This is a genomic window from Enterococcus sp. DIV2467a (assembly GCF_050532945.1).
GTDB lineage: Bacteria > Bacillota > Bacilli > Lactobacillales > Enterococcaceae > Enterococcus > Enterococcus faecalis.
On record NZ_CP172896.1, the window covers coordinates 1613747 to 1630068 of the forward strand.

General features: G+C 39.2%; 18 protein-coding genes. 1 reads left to right on the forward strand and 17 read right to left on the reverse strand.

What is annotated here, in order from left to right; genetic code table 11:
* Positions 1 to 28: 28 nt before the first annotated feature.
* From pheA to IGL80_RS07635, 13 genes are all read right to left on the reverse strand, one after another.
* Positions 29 to 877, reverse strand: a complete 849-nt coding sequence (gene pheA, locus IGL80_RS07575; RefSeq protein WP_002360317.1) for a prephenate dehydratase — start codon at positions 875 to 877, stop codon at positions 29 to 31.
* Positions 878 to 884: 7 nt separating this feature from the next.
* Positions 885 to 1391, reverse strand: a complete 507-nt coding sequence (locus IGL80_RS07580) for a shikimate kinase (protein WP_002360319.1) — start codon at positions 1389 to 1391, stop codon at positions 885 to 887.
* Between the two features lie 19 nt (positions 1392 to 1410).
* Positions 1411 to 2649 (reverse strand): 3-phosphoshikimate 1-carboxyvinyltransferase, encoded by a 1239-nt coding sequence (gene aroA / locus IGL80_RS07585; protein WP_373879082.1) that lies wholly within the window; start codon positions 2647 to 2649, stop codon positions 1411 to 1413.
* 54 nt (positions 2650 to 2703) lie between these two features.
* Positions 2704 to 3798, reverse strand: coding sequence for a prephenate dehydrogenase (locus IGL80_RS07590; RefSeq protein ID WP_002360323.1), 1095 nt, complete (start codon positions 3796 to 3798; stop codon positions 2704 to 2706).
* Between the two features lie 33 nt (positions 3799 to 3831).
* The gene (gene aroC, locus IGL80_RS07595; RefSeq protein ID WP_002360324.1) at positions 3832 to 4998 is read right to left on the reverse strand and encodes a chorismate synthase; all 1167 of its coding nucleotides are present in this window, start codon (positions 4996 to 4998) and stop codon (positions 3832 to 3834) included.
* A gap of 1 nt (position 4999) precedes the next feature.
* Complete coding sequence (aroB, locus tag IGL80_RS07600) at positions 5000 to 6076, reverse strand: 3-dehydroquinate synthase (protein ID WP_002357583.1); 1077 nt, start codon at positions 6074 to 6076, stop codon at positions 5000 to 5002.
* 22 nt (positions 6077 to 6098) lie between these two features.
* Positions 6099 to 7124 (reverse strand): 3-deoxy-7-phosphoheptulonate synthase, encoded by a 1026-nt coding sequence (gene aroF, locus IGL80_RS07605; RefSeq protein ID WP_002363948.1) that lies wholly within the window; start codon positions 7122 to 7124, stop codon positions 6099 to 6101.
* A 36-nt stretch (positions 7125 to 7160) separates the two neighbouring features.
* Positions 7161 to 8027 carry a shikimate dehydrogenase gene (gene aroE, locus IGL80_RS07610; RefSeq protein WP_002360326.1) on the reverse strand — a complete coding sequence of 289 codons (867 nt, stop codon included), beginning with the start codon at positions 8025 to 8027 and terminating at the stop codon, positions 7161 to 7163.
* A gap of 488 nt (positions 8028 to 8515) precedes the next feature.
* Positions 8516 to 8971: a hypothetical protein gene (locus IGL80_RS07615; protein ID WP_002357586.1), complete on the reverse strand. Its 456-nt coding sequence runs from the start codon at positions 8969 to 8971 to the stop codon at positions 8516 to 8518.
* Between the two features lie 89 nt (positions 8972 to 9060).
* Positions 9061 to 9435, reverse strand: coding sequence for a thioesterase family protein (locus IGL80_RS07620; protein WP_002357588.1), 375 nt, complete (start codon positions 9433 to 9435; stop codon positions 9061 to 9063).
* Positions 9435 to 10655 (reverse strand): CCA tRNA nucleotidyltransferase, encoded by a 1221-nt coding sequence (locus tag IGL80_RS07625; protein ID WP_002404318.1) that lies wholly within the window; start codon positions 10653 to 10655, stop codon positions 9435 to 9437. The genes IGL80_RS07620 and IGL80_RS07625 overlap by 1 nt, the downstream gene beginning before the upstream one ends.
* Positions 10652 to 11431 carry a 4-hydroxy-tetrahydrodipicolinate reductase gene (dapB, locus tag IGL80_RS07630; RefSeq protein ID WP_002360330.1) on the reverse strand — a complete coding sequence of 260 codons (780 nt, stop codon included), beginning with the start codon at positions 11429 to 11431 and terminating at the stop codon, positions 10652 to 10654. The genes IGL80_RS07625 and dapB overlap by 4 nt, the downstream gene beginning before the upstream one ends.
* Positions 11424 to 11774, reverse strand: coding sequence for a nucleotide pyrophosphohydrolase (locus IGL80_RS07635; RefSeq protein WP_002363944.1), 351 nt, complete (start codon positions 11772 to 11774; stop codon positions 11424 to 11426). Before IGL80_RS07635 ends, dapB begins: the two co-directional genes overlap by 8 nt.
* A 123-nt stretch (positions 11775 to 11897) precedes the next feature.
* Here IGL80_RS07635 and IGL80_RS07640 point away from each other — a divergent pair, with 123 nt between their 5' ends.
* Positions 11898 to 12782, forward strand: coding sequence for a YitT family protein (locus IGL80_RS07640; RefSeq protein ID WP_002357595.1), 885 nt, complete (start codon positions 11898 to 11900; stop codon positions 12780 to 12782).
* Positions 12783 to 12819: 37 nt separating this feature from the next.
* Here IGL80_RS07640 and IGL80_RS07645 read toward each other — a convergent pair whose 3' ends face one another.
* The 4 genes from IGL80_RS07645 to IGL80_RS07660 form a co-directional block, all read right to left on the reverse strand.
* Positions 12820 to 13359, reverse strand: coding sequence for a ReoY family proteolytic degradation factor (locus IGL80_RS07645; protein ID WP_002360333.1), 540 nt, complete (start codon positions 13357 to 13359; stop codon positions 12820 to 12822).
* 9 nt (positions 13360 to 13368) lie between these two features.
* On the reverse strand, positions 13369 to 14625 hold the full coding sequence (locus IGL80_RS07650; protein ID WP_173965581.1) for a tetratricopeptide repeat protein: 1257 nt from the start codon (positions 14623 to 14625) through the stop codon (positions 13369 to 13371).
* 9 nt (positions 14626 to 14634) lie between these two features.
* Positions 14635 to 15675 carry a hypothetical protein gene (locus tag IGL80_RS07655; RefSeq protein ID WP_002360338.1) on the reverse strand — a complete coding sequence of 347 codons (1041 nt, stop codon included), beginning with the start codon at positions 15673 to 15675 and terminating at the stop codon, positions 14635 to 14637.
* Positions 15676 to 15981: 306 nt separating this feature from the next.
* Positions 15982 to 16257, reverse strand: coding sequence for an HU family DNA-binding protein (locus tag IGL80_RS07660; RefSeq protein ID WP_002357604.1), 276 nt, complete (start codon positions 16255 to 16257; stop codon positions 15982 to 15984).
* Positions 16258 to 16322 lie beyond the last annotated feature (65 nt).

Below are 16322 nucleotides of genomic sequence, written 5' to 3' on the forward strand. Positions count from 1 at the left end.
AGTAAGCTTCATTTTCATTTTTAACTCTTTAAAGTGTGGACAAAACATAGATCGGGTAATCCCCTAAAATTTTTATTTCTGCGCCAATGAGTTCCAGTTCTGTTAAGACTGCTTCAATTAATTTTTCTGGTTGATCATTCACTAAGTCCATTAAAAAGAAGTACTCTCCTAGCTTTGTTTTCAACGGCCGCGATTCTATTTTGCTAAGATTAATCCCTCGCCAACTAAACACGCTTAATGCTTTGTGTAAAGAGCCAGGAACATTACTTGGCATCGTAATCGCCAGCGTTATTTTTTTCTCAGATAGCGGGAAAGAAATCGCTAAATTTTCAGAACCAAGAACCCAAAATCGGGTTTGATTTACCGATAAATCTTGTATATTTTTTTCAACAATGGTCAAATCATACATTTCCGCAGAAAGTTTTGGTGCAATAGCTGCAAAAGGTAATTCTGGATGTTCTGCAATGTATTTGGCGGCGTAAGCTGTTGAAGGCGTTGCTTCTAAAATCGCTTCTGGAAAGTTTTTCTCTAGAAACATCTGCGATTGAGCTAATGCTTGCGGATGTGATAAAATTTTCTGACTTTGTTGCCAGATCGATTGATTCTCTTTTGCCACCATTAATTGTTGTTGAATCGGTAAAACTAACTCTGCTTGGACAGGTAACTGCGCTTGATGATACAAATAATCTATCGATGCGTTAACAGTTCCTTCAATCGTGTTTTCTATTGGAATAATGCTACATGTCACTTCTTGCTGTTCAATTGCTTTCAAGCAAGCTGGAATCGATGCGTACGGTATCAATGTAGCATCAGGAAAAGCAGCCAACGTTGCACTGTACGTAAAGGAACCAATCGGACCTAAATAACCAACTTTCATCGTTTCTCTACTCCTTTAATTGTTGCAGAATTTCATTGATAATTTCTTCTGGTGAGCGATTGGTCGTATCAATTGTCATCTTCGCACATTCTTCATAAAAATTTTTACGAGACTCAAATAAAGTAATGATTTCTTTTGAAGAACGTTCTATAGCTAAGGGGCGTTGGTTTTCAGTATCTTCTGCGATTCTTTTTAACAGCTCTTCTGGTGTCGCATGTAAATAAATCACTTGCTGAAAAGATTTTAATAAGCTACGATTTTCTGGTCCGACAACAATCCCGCCCCCAGTTGAAAGGACGGCTGTATTTTTTGACAGCTCCTTTAAAAGTTGGGTTTCCTGTTCTCGGAAAGCTGCTTCACCATATTTTTCGAAATAGTCAGGAATTGAGCGTCCTATTTTTTCAATTAACGCTGTATCTAAATCAAGATGAGGCATCTTTAGTTTATTGGCCAAACTTTGGCCGATAGTTGTTTTACCCGCACCCATGAAACCAATTAAAACAATGCTTTCCATGGTTCGTTATCCTCCTTCGTTAACAACTTAAACGTTCTAAGTCGTCAAAAAATGCTGGATAAGAAACTGAAACTGCTTCAGCCTTATCTAATTCAACAGTGCCTTCTTTTACAAGTAATGCAGCAATTTGTAACATCATCCCGATACGATGATCCCCATAACTGGTAACTCTTCCACCATGTAAAGAAGTTGGTCCATGTATAATTAAGCCATCATCAGTAGGCGTGATGTCGGCGCCTAAAATTGTTAATTCTTTCGCTACTGCATCAATCCGATTGGTTTCTTTGACTTTCAATTCTTCTGCATCTCGAATGATTGTCGTGCCAGTAGCCTGAGTAGCTAACAAAGCAATAATCGGTAACTCATCAATTAAACGTGGGATAATAGCGCCACCAATCTCTGTAGCTGTTAATTGACTCGTTTTTACAAGTAAATCGCCAGAGTGATTGGCCTCATCTTCATTTAAAATAGTGACGGAACCACCCATGTTTTTAATCACATCTAAAATACCTGTCCGCGTTTGATTTAAGCCAACATTTTTCAGAAGTATCTCGCTATCTGGGACTACTAAACCCGCAACTAAAAAGAAAGCTGCAGAAGAGATATCACCAGGAACTACCACATTTTGACCTGTTAATTGTTGCGGTCCAGTTAACATAATTTTTTTACCGTCTACTTCAAGTGTCCCACCAAATTGTCGAATCATCTCTTCTGTATGATCACGTGTCTTTTCTTTCTCAACCACTACAGAAGTGCCCTCGGCTTGCAAAGCGGCGAATAAAATAGCCGATTTCACTTGAGCACTCGCAACAGGCATTGTGTAGTCAATAGGTTGCAAATTTTGAGTCCCGCGAATAGAAATTGGCGGAAACTCCGTTTGCTGAACCCCTTGACATTCCGCTCCCATTTGGTTTAAAGGAAGCATCACACGATTCATCGGTCGTTTGGCAATAGACGCATCACCAGCTAGGCGCGTTTCAAAGGGACAGCCAGCTAAAATGCCCAGCATCAGACGAATTGTTGTCCCTGAATTTCCAACATCAATTGTATTCTTCGCCTTTTTTAAGCCTGCAAATCCTTGCCCCTCAACGATGATTGTCGTCCCGTCATCTTCAATGTTCACACCTAAAGAACGAAACGCCGCTAAGGTACTTAAACAATCTTCGCCTCTTAGAAAATTTGTAATCGTCGTTTTTCCAGAAGAAATCGCTCCAAACATAATACTTCTATGGGAAATCGATTTGTCGCTAGGAACCATCAGAGTCCCTTGTAAATGTTTCACATTTGTACGTAGTTGCACCCTCATCACCTCTTATTTTTCGTAACACGTATAGTTCGTTTTTTTAGATAAAATTTGTTTTGCAGCTTGGCAGTCTGATTGATTTTTAAAAGACAATTGAAGAATCCCATAGATTTCTTCTCTCGTTTCTAAAATTTTAATATTTGTAAGAGAAAGGTCCGCTTCGCCTAAAATTTGCGTAATTTCAGCAATGATTCCTGGTTGATCTGGTACATCAACAAACAAATCATAGAAAGCTGGGATTGCGCCTTCTTTATGAATGGGCAACTGAGCACGTGTTTCTTTGGCCTTATCAAAAAAATTACGAATGGCTGGGGCATTTTTTTCTGTTAACCATTGGCAAACAGTAGTCATCTCTTTTTGCCAATTTTCTAGTAAGTCCAATAATACTAAGCGATTGCTTAATAAAATATCCGTCCACATCGTTGCATCAGAGGAAGCAATTCGAGTAATATCTCTGAATCCTCCAGCCGCTAGCTGCTGCGCTCTAGGGTAAGTGGTATTCAGTTGCTGACTTTCGTTCACTAAAGCTGCGGCAACAATATGTGGCAAGTGACTTAGAGCACCAGTAATTTCATCATGTTCCTGTGCAGGCATCGTAATAAACTTCGCATGCGTTCCTTTTAGTAACGTTTGTAACTCCTGAATCTGTTTGTTTTTTTCGCCATGGTCATCGGTAAAAATATAGTAGGCATTTTCAAACAAACGTTCATCAGCGGCTGTTACGCCGGATTTATGTGAACCAGCCATTGGATGACCACCAATAAAATTTTTCATGTTAAGCTTTGTTGCTAACTGATTAATTTCCACCTTGGTACTACCCACATCTGTGATCAGAGCAGTTTCTAGTGATAATTGGTTTAATTCTTCTAGTTGTACTAAAGTTGCTTTAACTGGGGAACAAAGAAAAATAATCTCTGCTCGTCTTGCCCCACTTGTTAAAGATTCAGCTACCTCGTCAATTAGACCCGTTTTCTTAGCAAATCCAGTTGTATCCGCTTGATTATCGAAACCGATAATCTCACTGCTGGGATGTCCTTTTTTGATACACAAAGCCAGTGAACTCCCGATTAGCCCTAATCCTACGATTAAAATACGTTTCTTCATTTTTTCCCTCCATATACTTGCGACTTTCTTCCATTAAAAGTTTTGAGTATATAGGCGATAACGTTTCACTGCTTCTTTCATTTGTTCAAATGAGTCACTATCAAATTTTTCGAGCATAGCCTTCGCTACTTCCGTTGCAACAACGGCTTCACAAACAACGCTAGCGGCCGGTACCGCCGTGCTATCAGAGCGCTCAACACTGGCCTTATAAGGCTCTTTTGTATCAATATTCACGCTTTGTAATGGTTTATAAAGGGTTGGAATAGGTTTCATGACACCACGAACGATGATTGGCATTCCATTGGTCATTCCTCCTTCAAAACCGCCTAAATTGTTGGAAGTTCTGGTATAACCTGTACTTTCGTCCCAAACAATCTCGTCCATCACTTGACTACCAGGGCGTTGCGCCATTTCAAATCCAATGCCAAACTCAGCACCTTTAAAAGCATTGATGCTTACAACAGCTTGCGCAATTTTGGCATCTAGTTTACGATCCCATTGAACATAGCTACCTAAGCCAGCTGGAACGCCACCCACAAGTACTTCTACTACCCCACCAATTGTATCGCCATTTTTCTTGGTTTGGTCAATTAGTTCTTTCATTTTTTCTTCTACGGAAGGATCTAATACGCGAACGACAGATTGTTCAGATCGTTCTTGAATTTCACGAATCGTTAAATTTTCAGGGATCGTAGCTTCAATCCCACCTAATACCGTGACATGCCCAGCGACTTGGATATCCAGTTCAGCTAAGAGTTTTTTAGCAACCGCACCAATCGCCACACGCATCGTTGTTTCTCGTGCCGAAGACCGTTCTAAAACATTCCGTAAATCATCATGTTGATATTTCATGCCACCGACTAAATCAGCATGTCCTGGACGTGGTTTGCTGACGCGGCGGATTTTCTTTTGTTTTTCAGGAACTGGCTCTACTGACATCACGGAGGTCCAATTTTTCCAGTCTTTGTTTTCGACAATCAACGTTACTGGTGAGCCAAGTGTTTTACCATGCCGAATACCCGAAGTAATACGTACTTGGTCTTTTTCAATTTTCATCCGTCCTCCACGACCGTAACCGCCTTGACGTCTTGCTAATTCTCGGTTAATCTCTTCGCTACTTAAAGGCAAGCCGGCTGGTAAGCCTTCAATAATAGCAGTTAATTCAGGTCCATGTGATTCGCCTGCTGTAATAAAGCGCATCTTAAATTCCTCCTTCTCTGTTTAAAAATGCTCGAATTTCTTCCGTTGGTAAAGAGACAATTTTCGCTTGACCAATTTTTTCTAAGACAATGATTTTAATCTGTCCCCCACGTGTTTTTTTATCATGTGTAATGGCTTGATAGAGACGTTCTTCTGACCAACGATCTGTCGTTACTGGTAAATGGAACTTTTCTAGCATGGTGACCAACTCTTGGGTAGTCCCAAGTGGAGAAAGCCCTTGTTGTTCTGCGACTTGAGTTATTTGAATCATTCCTAAAGAAACGCCTTCACCGTGAGCAATCACCCCGTAACCAGCTGTATTTTCTAATGCGTGGCCGATCGTATGCCCAAAATTCAGAATCAAACGTAAGCCCAAATCTAATTCATCTTCTTCGACGACATCACGTTTAATCTTGCAACAGGCCGTGATAATTTCTTCTGCATGTGCCACTAAATCTTGTTCATTTTCCAAAGAGGATAAACGGTGCCACAATTCAACATCAGCGATAGCTGCTGATTTTACAATTTCTGCAATTCCTTCACGAACACGTCTAGGTTCTAATGTTTTAAGTGTATTAGGATCAATTAAAACCCCATCTGGTTGGGCAAAAGTACCGACAAGATTTTTGGCTTTTTTAGTATTAACCGCTGTTTTACCTCCAATGCTACTATCTACTTGTGCCAGTAAGGTTGTTGGTACTTGCAAAAAGTGAATACCGCGCATATAGGTTGAAGCGACAAATCCAGCTAGATCTCCCACAACGCCTCCACCTAGAGCAATTAGACCATCACTTCGAGTCAATTGCTGTTCCGCTAAAAAATCATAAAGCAGCTGAGCTGTTTCGAGGCTCTTACTTTGTTCACCTGCCGCTACAGCAATCAATGATGTTTCAAAACCAGCAGCTTGCAATTCTTTCTCAACAGCTGCGCCATATAATTTATTCACCGTTTCATCGGTAATAATCGCTACCCGTTGTGGCTGCCACAGGCTACGTACCCAGGTGCCAATTTTATCTAAGGCACCTGTTTCGATGGTTAAATCATATGAATGTGTAGGTAACGTTACGGTTAATTTCATGTCCTCTACTCCTCTGTCTTTACTAATCTTCTAAAGCATTAATTTCTTTCATTGCTTTTTCGATGATATGAACTTCTTTCATCATACGTAGGTAAGTTTTTTCATTCAAGGATTGTGGCCCATCTGACCACGCATTCGCTGGGTCTGGGTGAATTTCTACAATCAAGCCGTCCGCACCTGAAGCAACACCTGCTCGGGCCATTGGCGGTACTAAATCCCAGATACCAACACCATGACTCGGATCAACAATAATTGGAAAATGACTTAATTTTTTAATTAAAGGCACCGCACTTAAATCAAGTGTATTGCGCGTAGCGGTTTCGTACGTACGAATCCCACGTTCAATGAAGATCACATTGAAATTTCCTTGCGCAGCAATGTATTCAGCTGCGTTTAGCCATTCATCAATCGTACCAGCAATCCCGCGTTTTAAGCCGATAGGTTTTCCAGTTTTACCAACCGCTTGTAATAACTTGAAATTTTGCATGTTGCGCGCACCGATTTGTAAAATGTCACTGTATTTTGCGACAAGTTCTAAATTCGCTTCATCCATCACTTCTGTAATGACTTGCATATCTAATTCATCAGCCGCTTGGCGAATGTATTTTAGTCCTTCTTCTTCTAGTCCTTGGAAAGCGTATGGCGACGTTCTAGGTTTGAATGCACCACCTCGTAAAATTGTTGCACCGCCAGCTTTAGCAATTCGCGCACATTCACGAATCTGATCTAAGCTTTCGATTGAACAAGGGCCCGCCATCATGGTCATACTGCCGTCACCGATTTTAACACCGTTCACATCAACCACTGTATTCTCTGGATGAAATAAACGACTCGTTAGTTTGTAAGACAACGAAATGCGTACACTTTTCTCCACGCCTTCTAATGCTGTTAACTCTGCTTCAACTAATTTTTCTGTATCACCAATCAAGCCGATCACTGTTTTTCCATTATCTTGACTTGTTTGAGTAGTTAAGCCTGCACCTGTTACTAAATCAATGACTTGTTTCATTTGCTTTTCGGTTGCATTTTCTTTCATAATTACGATCATTATATTCTCTCCTCATGCCTTTAAACGGCGCTCTTTTTATCTATTTTCAATTTTACGTTTCACGACTGATACAGGCATTTTTTGTCCTGTCCATTGTTCAAAAGCAACAGCTCCTTGATAAAGTAGCATGTCCAAGCCGTTGCTTGTTTCTGCGCCACGTAAACGGGCTTCTTTTAATAACTGTGTTTCTCTGGGATTATAAATAGCATCATACACGAATAACTTCGGTTGAATCATTGCATAATTTTCTATAGGACTACTATGTGCATGTGGATGCATACCCACACTCGTTGCATTAACTAACAAGACGCTTTCAGCAACATCTTTTGCTAGTTTTTCAGTATCCGCTAAATCGTTTAAATGGATTACACAGTTGGTTCGTTCAGTGAAATTTGCCAGTTTTTTTTGACTGTCGTTAAACCCCGAGCTTTTCCTGTTGTAAACGGCGATTTCTTTCACGCCATCTAAAGCAGCTTGGGCAATGATTGATAAGGCTGCACCACCTGTTCCTAAGATGGTCATTTTATTCTGAAAAACGTCAACCTTTTTCTCTTTCAAACTCCACATAAAACCAGTACCATCCGTGCTGTCTCCGTAAAGTTTTCCATCTTTGTTGACAATCGTATTAATTGCGCCAACCAGTTGAGCGGTAGGACTTAGTTCATCCATATAACTTACAGCCGCCACTTTATTGGGCATTGATAAGTTGGCCCCTAACATGTGAAACGTTCGAATCGCTTCAATTGCTTGTGGCAATGTCTCTTGTCCAACGTCAAACGCCAGATACCGAGCATCAACTCCTAAATTTTGAAATGCTGTATTATGAATCAACGGTGAAATACTGTGTTGGCTGGGTTTCGCGAATAGCCCAGCTAAACGAGTGGCTCCAGTTATTTCTTTCATCCTGTGTGCTCCTTTACGAAATTTTTTTAGTAAGTTTCTGAAATCCTAATTTTTGGCCAAACAAAAAGGATATTCACAGTAAATTTTAAGAAAAATCTACAGTGAATACCCTACAAAAAAGCAATATAAAAGCCACTATAGATTTTCTTAAATCTACATGGCTGAAAGTCATCTTAAATTTCCCTAGCCATTATAGATACAAACGTTTGTTGTCTGTACCCATAATGTTATGAATACAAACCTATCTAAAATAGCTAAAGTAAAAGTTATTCAGTTGTGTATGGTTTTTCTTCGTTGTTGTCATAAGAATCACTCCAAAACTGATTTAATTAAGAATTGTTAACAGTATACCGCTAGAAAAAACATGTGTCAACACTTATTCGCTTATTTTTTCGACTATTCCATTAAAAACAATGTTATTTTATTCGTCAAAAGACTGAAAAAAGCCACAGGAACCAGTCATTTCACTGATTCCTGTGGGGCAAAAATTATTTTAATTCTTCAGCGTATACATCGTCAACTGTTTGTGTTGGGTCGATAACAATGTATAAGTTTTTAGTTTTTTCGCTGACTTTTGTAGATTGATAGATGTTATCCAAGCCCTCATCTGTTTTATCTTTGTAAGGGAAATAAACTAAATCTGGTGTGCCATTTTTGTAAAGAATTTCCATACGTTCGATATCTTCATATTTTAAAGCACGAGAGAACATCCCTAATTCTAAGCCACCTAAGTTAATATCGTGGGTTTGAACATGATCTCCTTCTTGGAAAATTTCAATTTTGAACCCTTCACATGGATGAATTTCAACAAATTCACTACCATGGATACGGCCAAAACTTGTTGTAATATGTTTGATCCATAAATCACCAATAAAACGACGATCAATCGTCCAAGTTTCACCATTTCTGAAATAAAATTTAAGTCCTGTCATTTCTCTAGCCATAGCACAAATCTCCTTACTTAAAAATAATTTCTTACATTATTAGTTTACCATACTTTTGATAAACGGTCACAAACTTTCGCTGTAGATTCTTAATCTTTTGTTATTCTTTTTAAAAAAGAATCAATCTCAACTACTGCACGTTGGTGAGAACCTTTGGCAATTTGTCGTTCTCCTTCATAAGCAACAAATTCATAGCGTATTTTGTGTGCAGTCTGTTCAATGCTGGTCATCGTAACAACGATTGTCGCCCCTACCGCGGATGGAAATAAGTGGCGCAATTCTAACACCGTTCCGACAGTTGTTTCCCCAACTGATAATTGGTCCTTCACAGCTTCTTTGGCTGTTTGTTCAATCATGGCAGCTAAAGCAGGGGTTCCTAAAACTTCTAAGTCACCAGAACCGAGCATTTTAGCCGTTTGTGATTCTTTCACCAAGAATTCTTTTGTAAACATTTCTGTTGGCATTATGCTTTCTCTCCTTTTGAACGTTGTTTTTTGGCAAACGAAAGCAGAACTTCTTGTTTATTCTCTAAGCTACCTTCAACAACGTGTTGCTCGATTTCAGCAATCAGTTCCCCTAACCATTTGCCTGGTGTTTCTTCTAAGATGGCTAAAAGGTCTTTTCCTGTGATGGCCAATTCATGTCTTTGATGGATGGGTAATGCCTTAACTAACTCTTTTGTTACTTGTACTTGACTCTCTTGTTGGTAATAATATAAAAGCCTTTCAACAAGTACTGCTGATTCTTCGCCTAATTCATAAAGCATCATTGGCTGCCAGTCGTTACTCAAGCGAAAACGCAAACCGCGTACTAATTGTGAAACGTTTTGAATTAATTGATTTGAAAGTTTCCAAGCTTTTAAGAAGGAGCGAATTTCTGCTTCTGGTAAATTCAACGATTGGATAAGTAACGCCCACGCTTCTGCTTCTGTTTCAATTTGACGAGCAGGCAAGTCCATTAAACGAAAAAGTCCAGCCCCTTGTTCTCGTAATTTTGGACAGTATTGATAGCATTCTGTTTCAATAAACGGAGCTAAGCCACCTTGTCGATTAACCCCTAAAAGCATTTTTACAAATTCAATTGTAATGCGTTCTACTGAAATTTTTTCCAATAAAGGATGAAATTCAGCGATAGCGGCTAAGGTTTTTTCTTCAATTTTAAAATCTAATTGGCTAGCAAAGCGTAAGCCCCGCATCATCCGCAGAGCATCTTCATGAAACCGCTCATGGGGATTGCCGACTGCACGAATGGTTTGATTAGTTAAATCTTCGATACCGTCAAATAAATCAATGATTTCGCCTGTGCTGTCAAGAGCCAAGGCATTAATCGTAAAATCTCGCCGTTTTAAATCTTCTTTCAAGGAGCGAACAAAGGTGACTTCATCTGGTCGGCGAAAGTCTTGATAAGTTGACTCGGTACGAAAGGTTGTTACTTCATACTGTTGGTCTTCCATCAATACAAGGACTGTACCATGTTCGATACCCACATCAACGGTTCGTTTAAAAATTTGCTTAATTTCTTCTGGATAGGCACTTGTCGCAATATCGACATCATGGATTGGTTTATTTAATAAAGCATCACGGACGCTGCCCCCGACAAAATACGCTTCAAAGCCCTGTGCATTGATTTCACGAATAACGGGAGCGGCTTCTTTAAATTCGTTTGGAATAGTTGTCAATTTCATAGCATCTGTTCCAATCCGTAAAGTAGTTCTGTTCTCTGTACCACTTGCCGACAAGCTAACGCCACTCCTGTCATGAATGAACGCCGATCATAAGAATCATGCCGAATAGTGAGCCCTTCACCTACACTGCCAAATTGGACTTGTTGGTGTGCCACTAAACCAGGTAAGCGGACACTATGGATTCGCAGACCCTCGTAATCAGCCCCGCGTGCCCCTGGTATTGATTCTACCTCTTGCGGATTCCCTTGTTTTTTTGCTGGCCGAACTTCTTGAATCATTTCTGCAGTTTTTATAGCCGTTCCGCTCGGTGCATCCAATTTGTTATCATGATGTAATTCAATGATTTCCACATCTGGAAAATACTGCGCCGCTTTTTGGGCAAATTGCATCATTAAAACTGCCCCAATTGCAAAATTTGGCGCAATTAAGCCGCCGATGGCTTTTTCTCGAGATAGGTTTGTCAATTCGTTGATTTGTTCCTCCGTAAAGCCTGTCGTCCCAACAACTGGCGCCATACCATGTTCCAACGCAAAACGTGTATTTGGATAGGCGGCTTCAGGAACCGTAAAATCAATCCAAACATCTGGTTTGACAGCTAGGACTTCTTCTAAGCGCTGAAAAACGGGAATTGCTGTTTCATCATTGAAAGAAACAGTTTCTTGTGCTTCATGAGGATCATACACACCTACTAATTCAAAGTCTGCGGTTTCTAAGACCATTTGTGTAGCAGTACTGCCCATCCGTCCTTTAAACCCAGCGACAATTATTTTAATCATGTGTTTTCCCATCCTTTCTTTCAAAGCGATAGCGATCCCGCTTGTTAAATTTAGCCATATTTTCTTCAAAAACTTCGGTTAAATCAATCTCTAAAGAATTTGCCATGCTAATCAATACAAAAAAGACATCTCCAAGTTCCTCTGATACTGTCTTTGGTTTTTCGTCTGCTTTTTTCTGTTTTTCACCATAATAATGATTGACTTCACGGGCTAATTCTCCGACCTCTTCCGTCAAACGAGCCATTTGTCCTAATGGTGAAAAATAGCCTGTTTTAAACTGTTGAATATAATCATCAACTTCCGTTTGCATCGATTGCAAACTACGTTGTTCTGATTCTGACATTTTACCCCAACCTTTCTTACTCTACCTCCTACATCTTATCAAAAACTTGGCTATCTGGAAAGGTTCTACTTGTTGTTTTATATAGAGAATGATACAGTTTATACTGTAAAAGGACGTGATTAAATGGAAGAACAAAGATTTTATTTTAAAGATGTGTTATTTATTGTATTAGGAAGCTGTATCTATGCCTTTGGTTTGGTTACTTTCAATATTGCCAATGACCTGGCCGAAGGTGGTGTCACGGGGATTACTTTGATTTTAAGAGCCTTATTTCATTTTAACCCAGCATATACGACATTATTAATCAATATTCCGCTCTTATTAATTGGTGGGAAAATTTTAGGCAAACGTTCCCTCTATTATACGCTAATTGGTACCGTGTCGTTATCGGTATTTTTGTGGTTTTGGCAAAAATTTCCTGTTGAAATTAATTTAGATCATGATTTATTGATTGCTGCTCTCCTAGCTGGTTTGGCCGCAGGATTCGGGAGTGGCCTTGTTTACCGCGTAGGCGGAACCACTGGTGGGACCGACGTCATTGCCCGCATTTTCGAAAAATACTTTGGGATTAGCATGGGCCGTTCGTTGTTACTTTTTGATGTTGCAGTCTTACTCCTCTCGTTGACCTATATTGATGTCAAACGAATGATGTATACTTTAATTGTGTCCTTTGTTTTCAGTCGTGTTGTTGATTCTGTACTCGATGGAGCCTATGCTGCGAAAGGAATTTTAATTGTTTCCAATCATTCCGAAGAAATCGGTCAAAGTTTAATGGCTTCTTTAGAACGTGGGGTAACATATTTAAATGGTGAAGGTGCTTATTCACAAGTGGAAAAACGGGTTCTCTACACGGTAGTCAGTCCTCGAGAAATAATGGAAGTCAAACGGATTGCTAATGAAATAGATGAAAAAGCCTTTGTGTCCATCATTAACGTACATGAAGCAATTGGCGAAGGCTTTACTTATGCAAAACCCAGCAAACAACGGCGCTTTAAATTAAAACAATAAATAAAACCCAGCATTTATTGAAAATGCTGGGTTTTATTTATTGTTGTTTCAAACGATTTAATTCATCGGATAATTCTAAAAACGCTTCTTTGTTGCCTGTTTCTAAAGCATCATCAATTTGAGCTTTAAGTAATGCCATTCGTTGCGTTTGTTCTTCTTGCTTAAAGTATTGATCAATCGCTCTGGCAACTTCCTGATCCACTTGTTCATTCCATGGCGCAAACGGATTATCTTCTAAAACAGATAAATACTGGCTCGTTTGCCAAGCCTCTGGAAATACACATTCTAAATAAAGAGCTTTCCGCCAATTCATCCGAATCTCGTGAAAAATTTGTTCCGGATCTGTAAATTCTTGTGCTTGGATAAAAAGCAATAACGGCTCCTTACCTAAACCATCCGCTACCACACGAATCCCCCGATCGGTTTTTTCTACGTTCTCAACAAAATGAACATTATTTAAAATCGCATCGTGCGTTAATAAGTAATTTAAAATCCACAGTACTTCTCTTCTTCCAAAAGGCACGGTATTCACTAACCAAGTTAAAAATTTTTTCTTTTCTGATAAACTAACAAACATCGTCGTTTCCTATCTTTCTTCCATATCTGCTAGCACAGATTGCATGTCGACATCACTAGGTTCATGTTCCAAATAGTGGTATAACAAGTGTTTTGCTTTTTCAAGTTCGCCTTCTTCTCGTAAGAACAATGCGTATTCTTTTAGAAATTCTGGTTCGTGAGACAATTCTTGCGCTGCTTGTTCATAATGAACTTTAGCGACGGCAAAGTCTTCTAATTCGTTGTACGCTTTTGCTAAGTTCCATTCAGCATAAGGATGATCCGTTTCCTCTAAATCATTTAAGATAGTAATTACTTCCTCAAAACGCTCTTCCGTGATGTAGAGATTACTTAAGGTCAAACGACTTTCATCTGTTTTCTCACCTAATTCCAAAGCTTTTAACAACCAGTTTTCAGCACCAGCAATATCGTGTAAGCGATAGGCATTTTCAGAGGCAAATTGGTATAACTCTACTTGGAAGGGGTTTTCCGCAATTCCTTCTTCGATCACCGCTTTTGCTTCCTCTAATTGCTCTTCTTCTTGGAGCGCTTCCGCTAAATATAGATAAAGTGATTGATAATGTGGGTTTAGTGTTTTTAATTGCTGGAACAACGCAATGGCTTTTTGATTCTCATGTAACTGTAAATAAGTGAAAGCTAACTGGAATAAACGATCGTCTGTTTGTTCTTCTTTGACCGCGGCTTCCAAATAAGGAACTGCTTCTTCAAAATCACCTAACATGCTGTAACTACTTCCTAAGCGTTCATTCAAGGAAATAGCAGAGATTTGCGCTGTCCCGCTTTCTACAATGCTTTGATAACGAGTAATAGCCTCGACAAATTGACCATTTGTAAAGTATAGTTCTCCCAAAGCAAATTGAATTAACGGCTCTTCTGGCATAAGATTGGCTGCTTCTTTTAATTTCGCTTCACTGACTTCTGGAATCCCTAAAACTTGGTACAAATCCGCAGTAACTAAGAGGCTTTGGACATAACTGTCACTAGTTTCTGGAATTTTTTCTAAATAGATGAATGCGTCATCTATTTCATTATTTTCAATGGCGATTTCTGCTAATGGAATGTTTAAGCCATCTGCATCGGGAAATTGTTCCAACAATTGTTGGAAAATTTGTTTGGCTTCTTCTAGAAAACCTAAAGATAATAACGTTTCCCCTAAATCAGCTAAGGTATTTTCATCATCTTTCTTTAATGCTTCTTCAAACATTAACTGTGCTTCTGCTAAATTTTCAGCTTGTAATGCTTGAACCATTTTTTCACTATATGACATAATTTCCCCTCAAATCTCTTTTAAAATTTCTTGGTATCTTTCAATCGTTGTTAACAGTTGATCGGGCGTTGGCTTTAAAGCTGCTCCTAGTTGACCGATTTTTCCCAACACCATAGGAGGACCTAGTGTTTCTGTGTGAGCCAAGACTTGTTCTGCGTAATCAGCACTTAAAATTTCTTTTGGAAACGCCACCGGAAAACCTAAGCGAATAAACCAAACGATAAAATTTTTAAATTGAAAGTCAAAGTGATTGACTTGCTGGCTCCATAAAACTTGTAACAATAATCCCAATAATCGTTTCATGGGACCTGATAACAAATGGCCATTTTCGGTTGTAGCAAAGGCCGCTTCAAAAACTCGGCCAAATTGATCCACTTTTTCCCCTGCTTGTTCATAAAAAGATAACAACTCGTCTAAAATACCATTAAATGACGTTTGATTCAACCGTTTTTTATCTGGATACGTTTGGTATAGCATTTGTAAATAAGCATAATCACAGACAAGACCCGCTCGAATAAAAACGAGCAAATCAATTAAAGGAGCGGCACCTTTTTTATTGGTCAAGGTACTATCAAACAAAATTTCTTCTGAATGATTTTCTATATGCATGGTTGCATGCTGTGCTTGCTGAATTGTGACACTTGGTAAAAGTCCTTGCCGTAACGCTTGAACAGACACAGGCATCAGCCAACATTTGGAGGAACACTTACTTACTTGGTGCAAAAATGCGGTTAATTGTAGTACCCCTTCATTACCTAAACCAATCAATAAAACATCCTGATTTTCTGGCCAATCAGCTAAGAAACGTAACACACTTTCTAATTCTGATAAGTCATTGCAATGAACATCATTGCGACAAATATACCAGTTTAATCCCAACTGTTCCCCAAAGGCATAATTAATCTTCTCCGAAAAAAGATCATAGTAACGCTGATTCGCCAAAACAACGATTGACTCCGTCGTTACTGGTCGTTTTTTTAGGACGGAAGCAAATGTTTCTCCATAAATAATAGCGACCTTGTTTTCCCCTCTAGAATAGTTGTATTTCATTGATTCACCACCTTAAGACTGTTTCCTCTTCCTTCACCCCAAGTCTAGCATAACCACTAAAAAACAGCTACTGGCAACAACTTATTTTTGTCCTTCATTCATAAATCTTTCTCTTTTTATCAAAAAAGCAAGGAGCGAGTGTCGAACCGTTCCCGCTTGATTCTCGGAGCGAAGCACGTTTTTCTCACCCAAGGCTCGTTACAATTTAGCCTTTTAGCGTACTGTCTCGACCACCTCTTAAAATAACATTTTTTATGTATGATTCAAAAAAGAACCCTTGGAAACCAAGGGTTCTAATTGTCTGTCTTATTTCACTGCATCTTTCAATGCTTTACCTGGTTTGAATGCAGGTACTTTGCTTGCAGCGATTTGAATTTCTTGTCCAGTTTGTGGGTTACGTCCTTTACGAGCTGCGCGTTCGCGAACTTCAAAGTTACCAAAACCGATTAATTGAACTTTTTCACCTTTAGCAAGAGTTTCTTGAATTGTTGAAAAGACAGCGTCTACTGCTGCAGTAGCATCTTTTTTAGTTAAACCAGTTGAAGATGCAACGTTTTCGATTAATTCTGCTTTATTTGCCATGGATCATTTCACCTCCTCTATAAGAGATACGATGTTTTTACACACCTAAAGTTCCGTCTATTTTT

What these genes read in the sequence shown, in the direction of transcription:
- pheA (WP_002360317.1), bottom strand. Translation starts at nt 877, where the DNA reads ATGAAAGTTGGTTATTTAGGTCCGATTGGTTCCTTTACGTACAGTGCA.
- IGL80_RS07580 (WP_002360319.1), bottom strand. Translation starts at nt 1,391, where the DNA reads ATGGAAAGCATTGTTTTAATTGGTTTCATGGGTGCGGGTAAAACAACT.
- aroA (WP_373879082.1), bottom strand. Translation starts at nt 2,649, where the DNA reads ATGGTTCCTAGCGACAAATCGATTTCCCATAGAAGTATTATGTTTGGA.
- IGL80_RS07590 (WP_002360323.1), bottom strand. Translation starts at nt 3,798, where the DNA reads ATGAAGAAACGTATTTTAATCGTAGGATTAGGGCTAATCGGGAGTTCA.
- aroC (WP_002360324.1), bottom strand. Translation starts at nt 4,998, where the DNA reads ATGCGCTTTATTACAGCAGGCGAATCACATGGACCTGAATTAACTGCT.
- aroB (WP_002357583.1), bottom strand. Translation starts at nt 6,076, where the DNA reads ATGAAATTAACCGTAACGTTACCTACACATTCATATGATTTAACCATC.
- aroF (WP_002363948.1), bottom strand. Translation starts at nt 7,124, where the DNA reads ATGATCGTAATTATGAAAGAAAATGCAACCGAAAAGCAAATGAAACAA.
- aroE (WP_002360326.1), bottom strand. Translation starts at nt 8,027, where the DNA reads ATGAAAGAAATAACTGGAGCCACTCGTTTAGCTGGGCTATTCGCGAAA.
- IGL80_RS07615 (WP_002357586.1), bottom strand. Translation starts at nt 8,971, where the DNA reads ATGGCTAGAGAAATGACAGGACTTAAATTTTATTTCAGAAATGGTGAA.
- IGL80_RS07620 (WP_002357588.1), bottom strand. Translation starts at nt 9,435, where the DNA reads ATGCCAACAGAAATGTTTACAAAAGAATTCTTGGTGAAAGAATCACAA.
- IGL80_RS07625 (WP_002404318.1), bottom strand. Translation starts at nt 10,655, where the DNA reads ATGAAATTGACAACTATTCCAAACGAATTTAAAGAAGCCGCTCCCGTT.
- dapB (WP_002360330.1), bottom strand. Translation starts at nt 11,431, where the DNA reads ATGATTAAAATAATTGTCGCTGGGTTTAAAGGACGGATGGGCAGTACT.
- IGL80_RS07635 (WP_002363944.1), bottom strand. Translation starts at nt 11,774, where the DNA reads ATGTCAGAATCAGAACAACGTAGTTTGCAATCGATGCAAACGGAAGTT.
- IGL80_RS07640 (WP_002357595.1), top strand. Translation starts at nt 11,898, where the DNA reads ATGGAAGAACAAAGATTTTATTTTAAAGATGTGTTATTTATTGTATTA.
- IGL80_RS07645 (WP_002360333.1), bottom strand. Translation starts at nt 13,359, where the DNA reads ATGTTTGTTAGTTTATCAGAAAAGAAAAAATTTTTAACTTGGTTAGTG.
- IGL80_RS07650 (WP_173965581.1), bottom strand. Translation starts at nt 14,625, where the DNA reads ATGTCATATAGTGAAAAAATGGTTCAAGCATTACAAGCTGAAAATTTA.
- IGL80_RS07655 (WP_002360338.1), bottom strand. Translation starts at nt 15,675, where the DNA reads ATGAAATACAACTATTCTAGAGGGGAAAACAAGGTCGCTATTATTTAT.
- IGL80_RS07660 (WP_002357604.1), bottom strand. Translation starts at nt 16,257, where the DNA reads ATGGCAAATAAAGCAGAATTAATCGAAAACGTTGCATCTTCAACTGGT.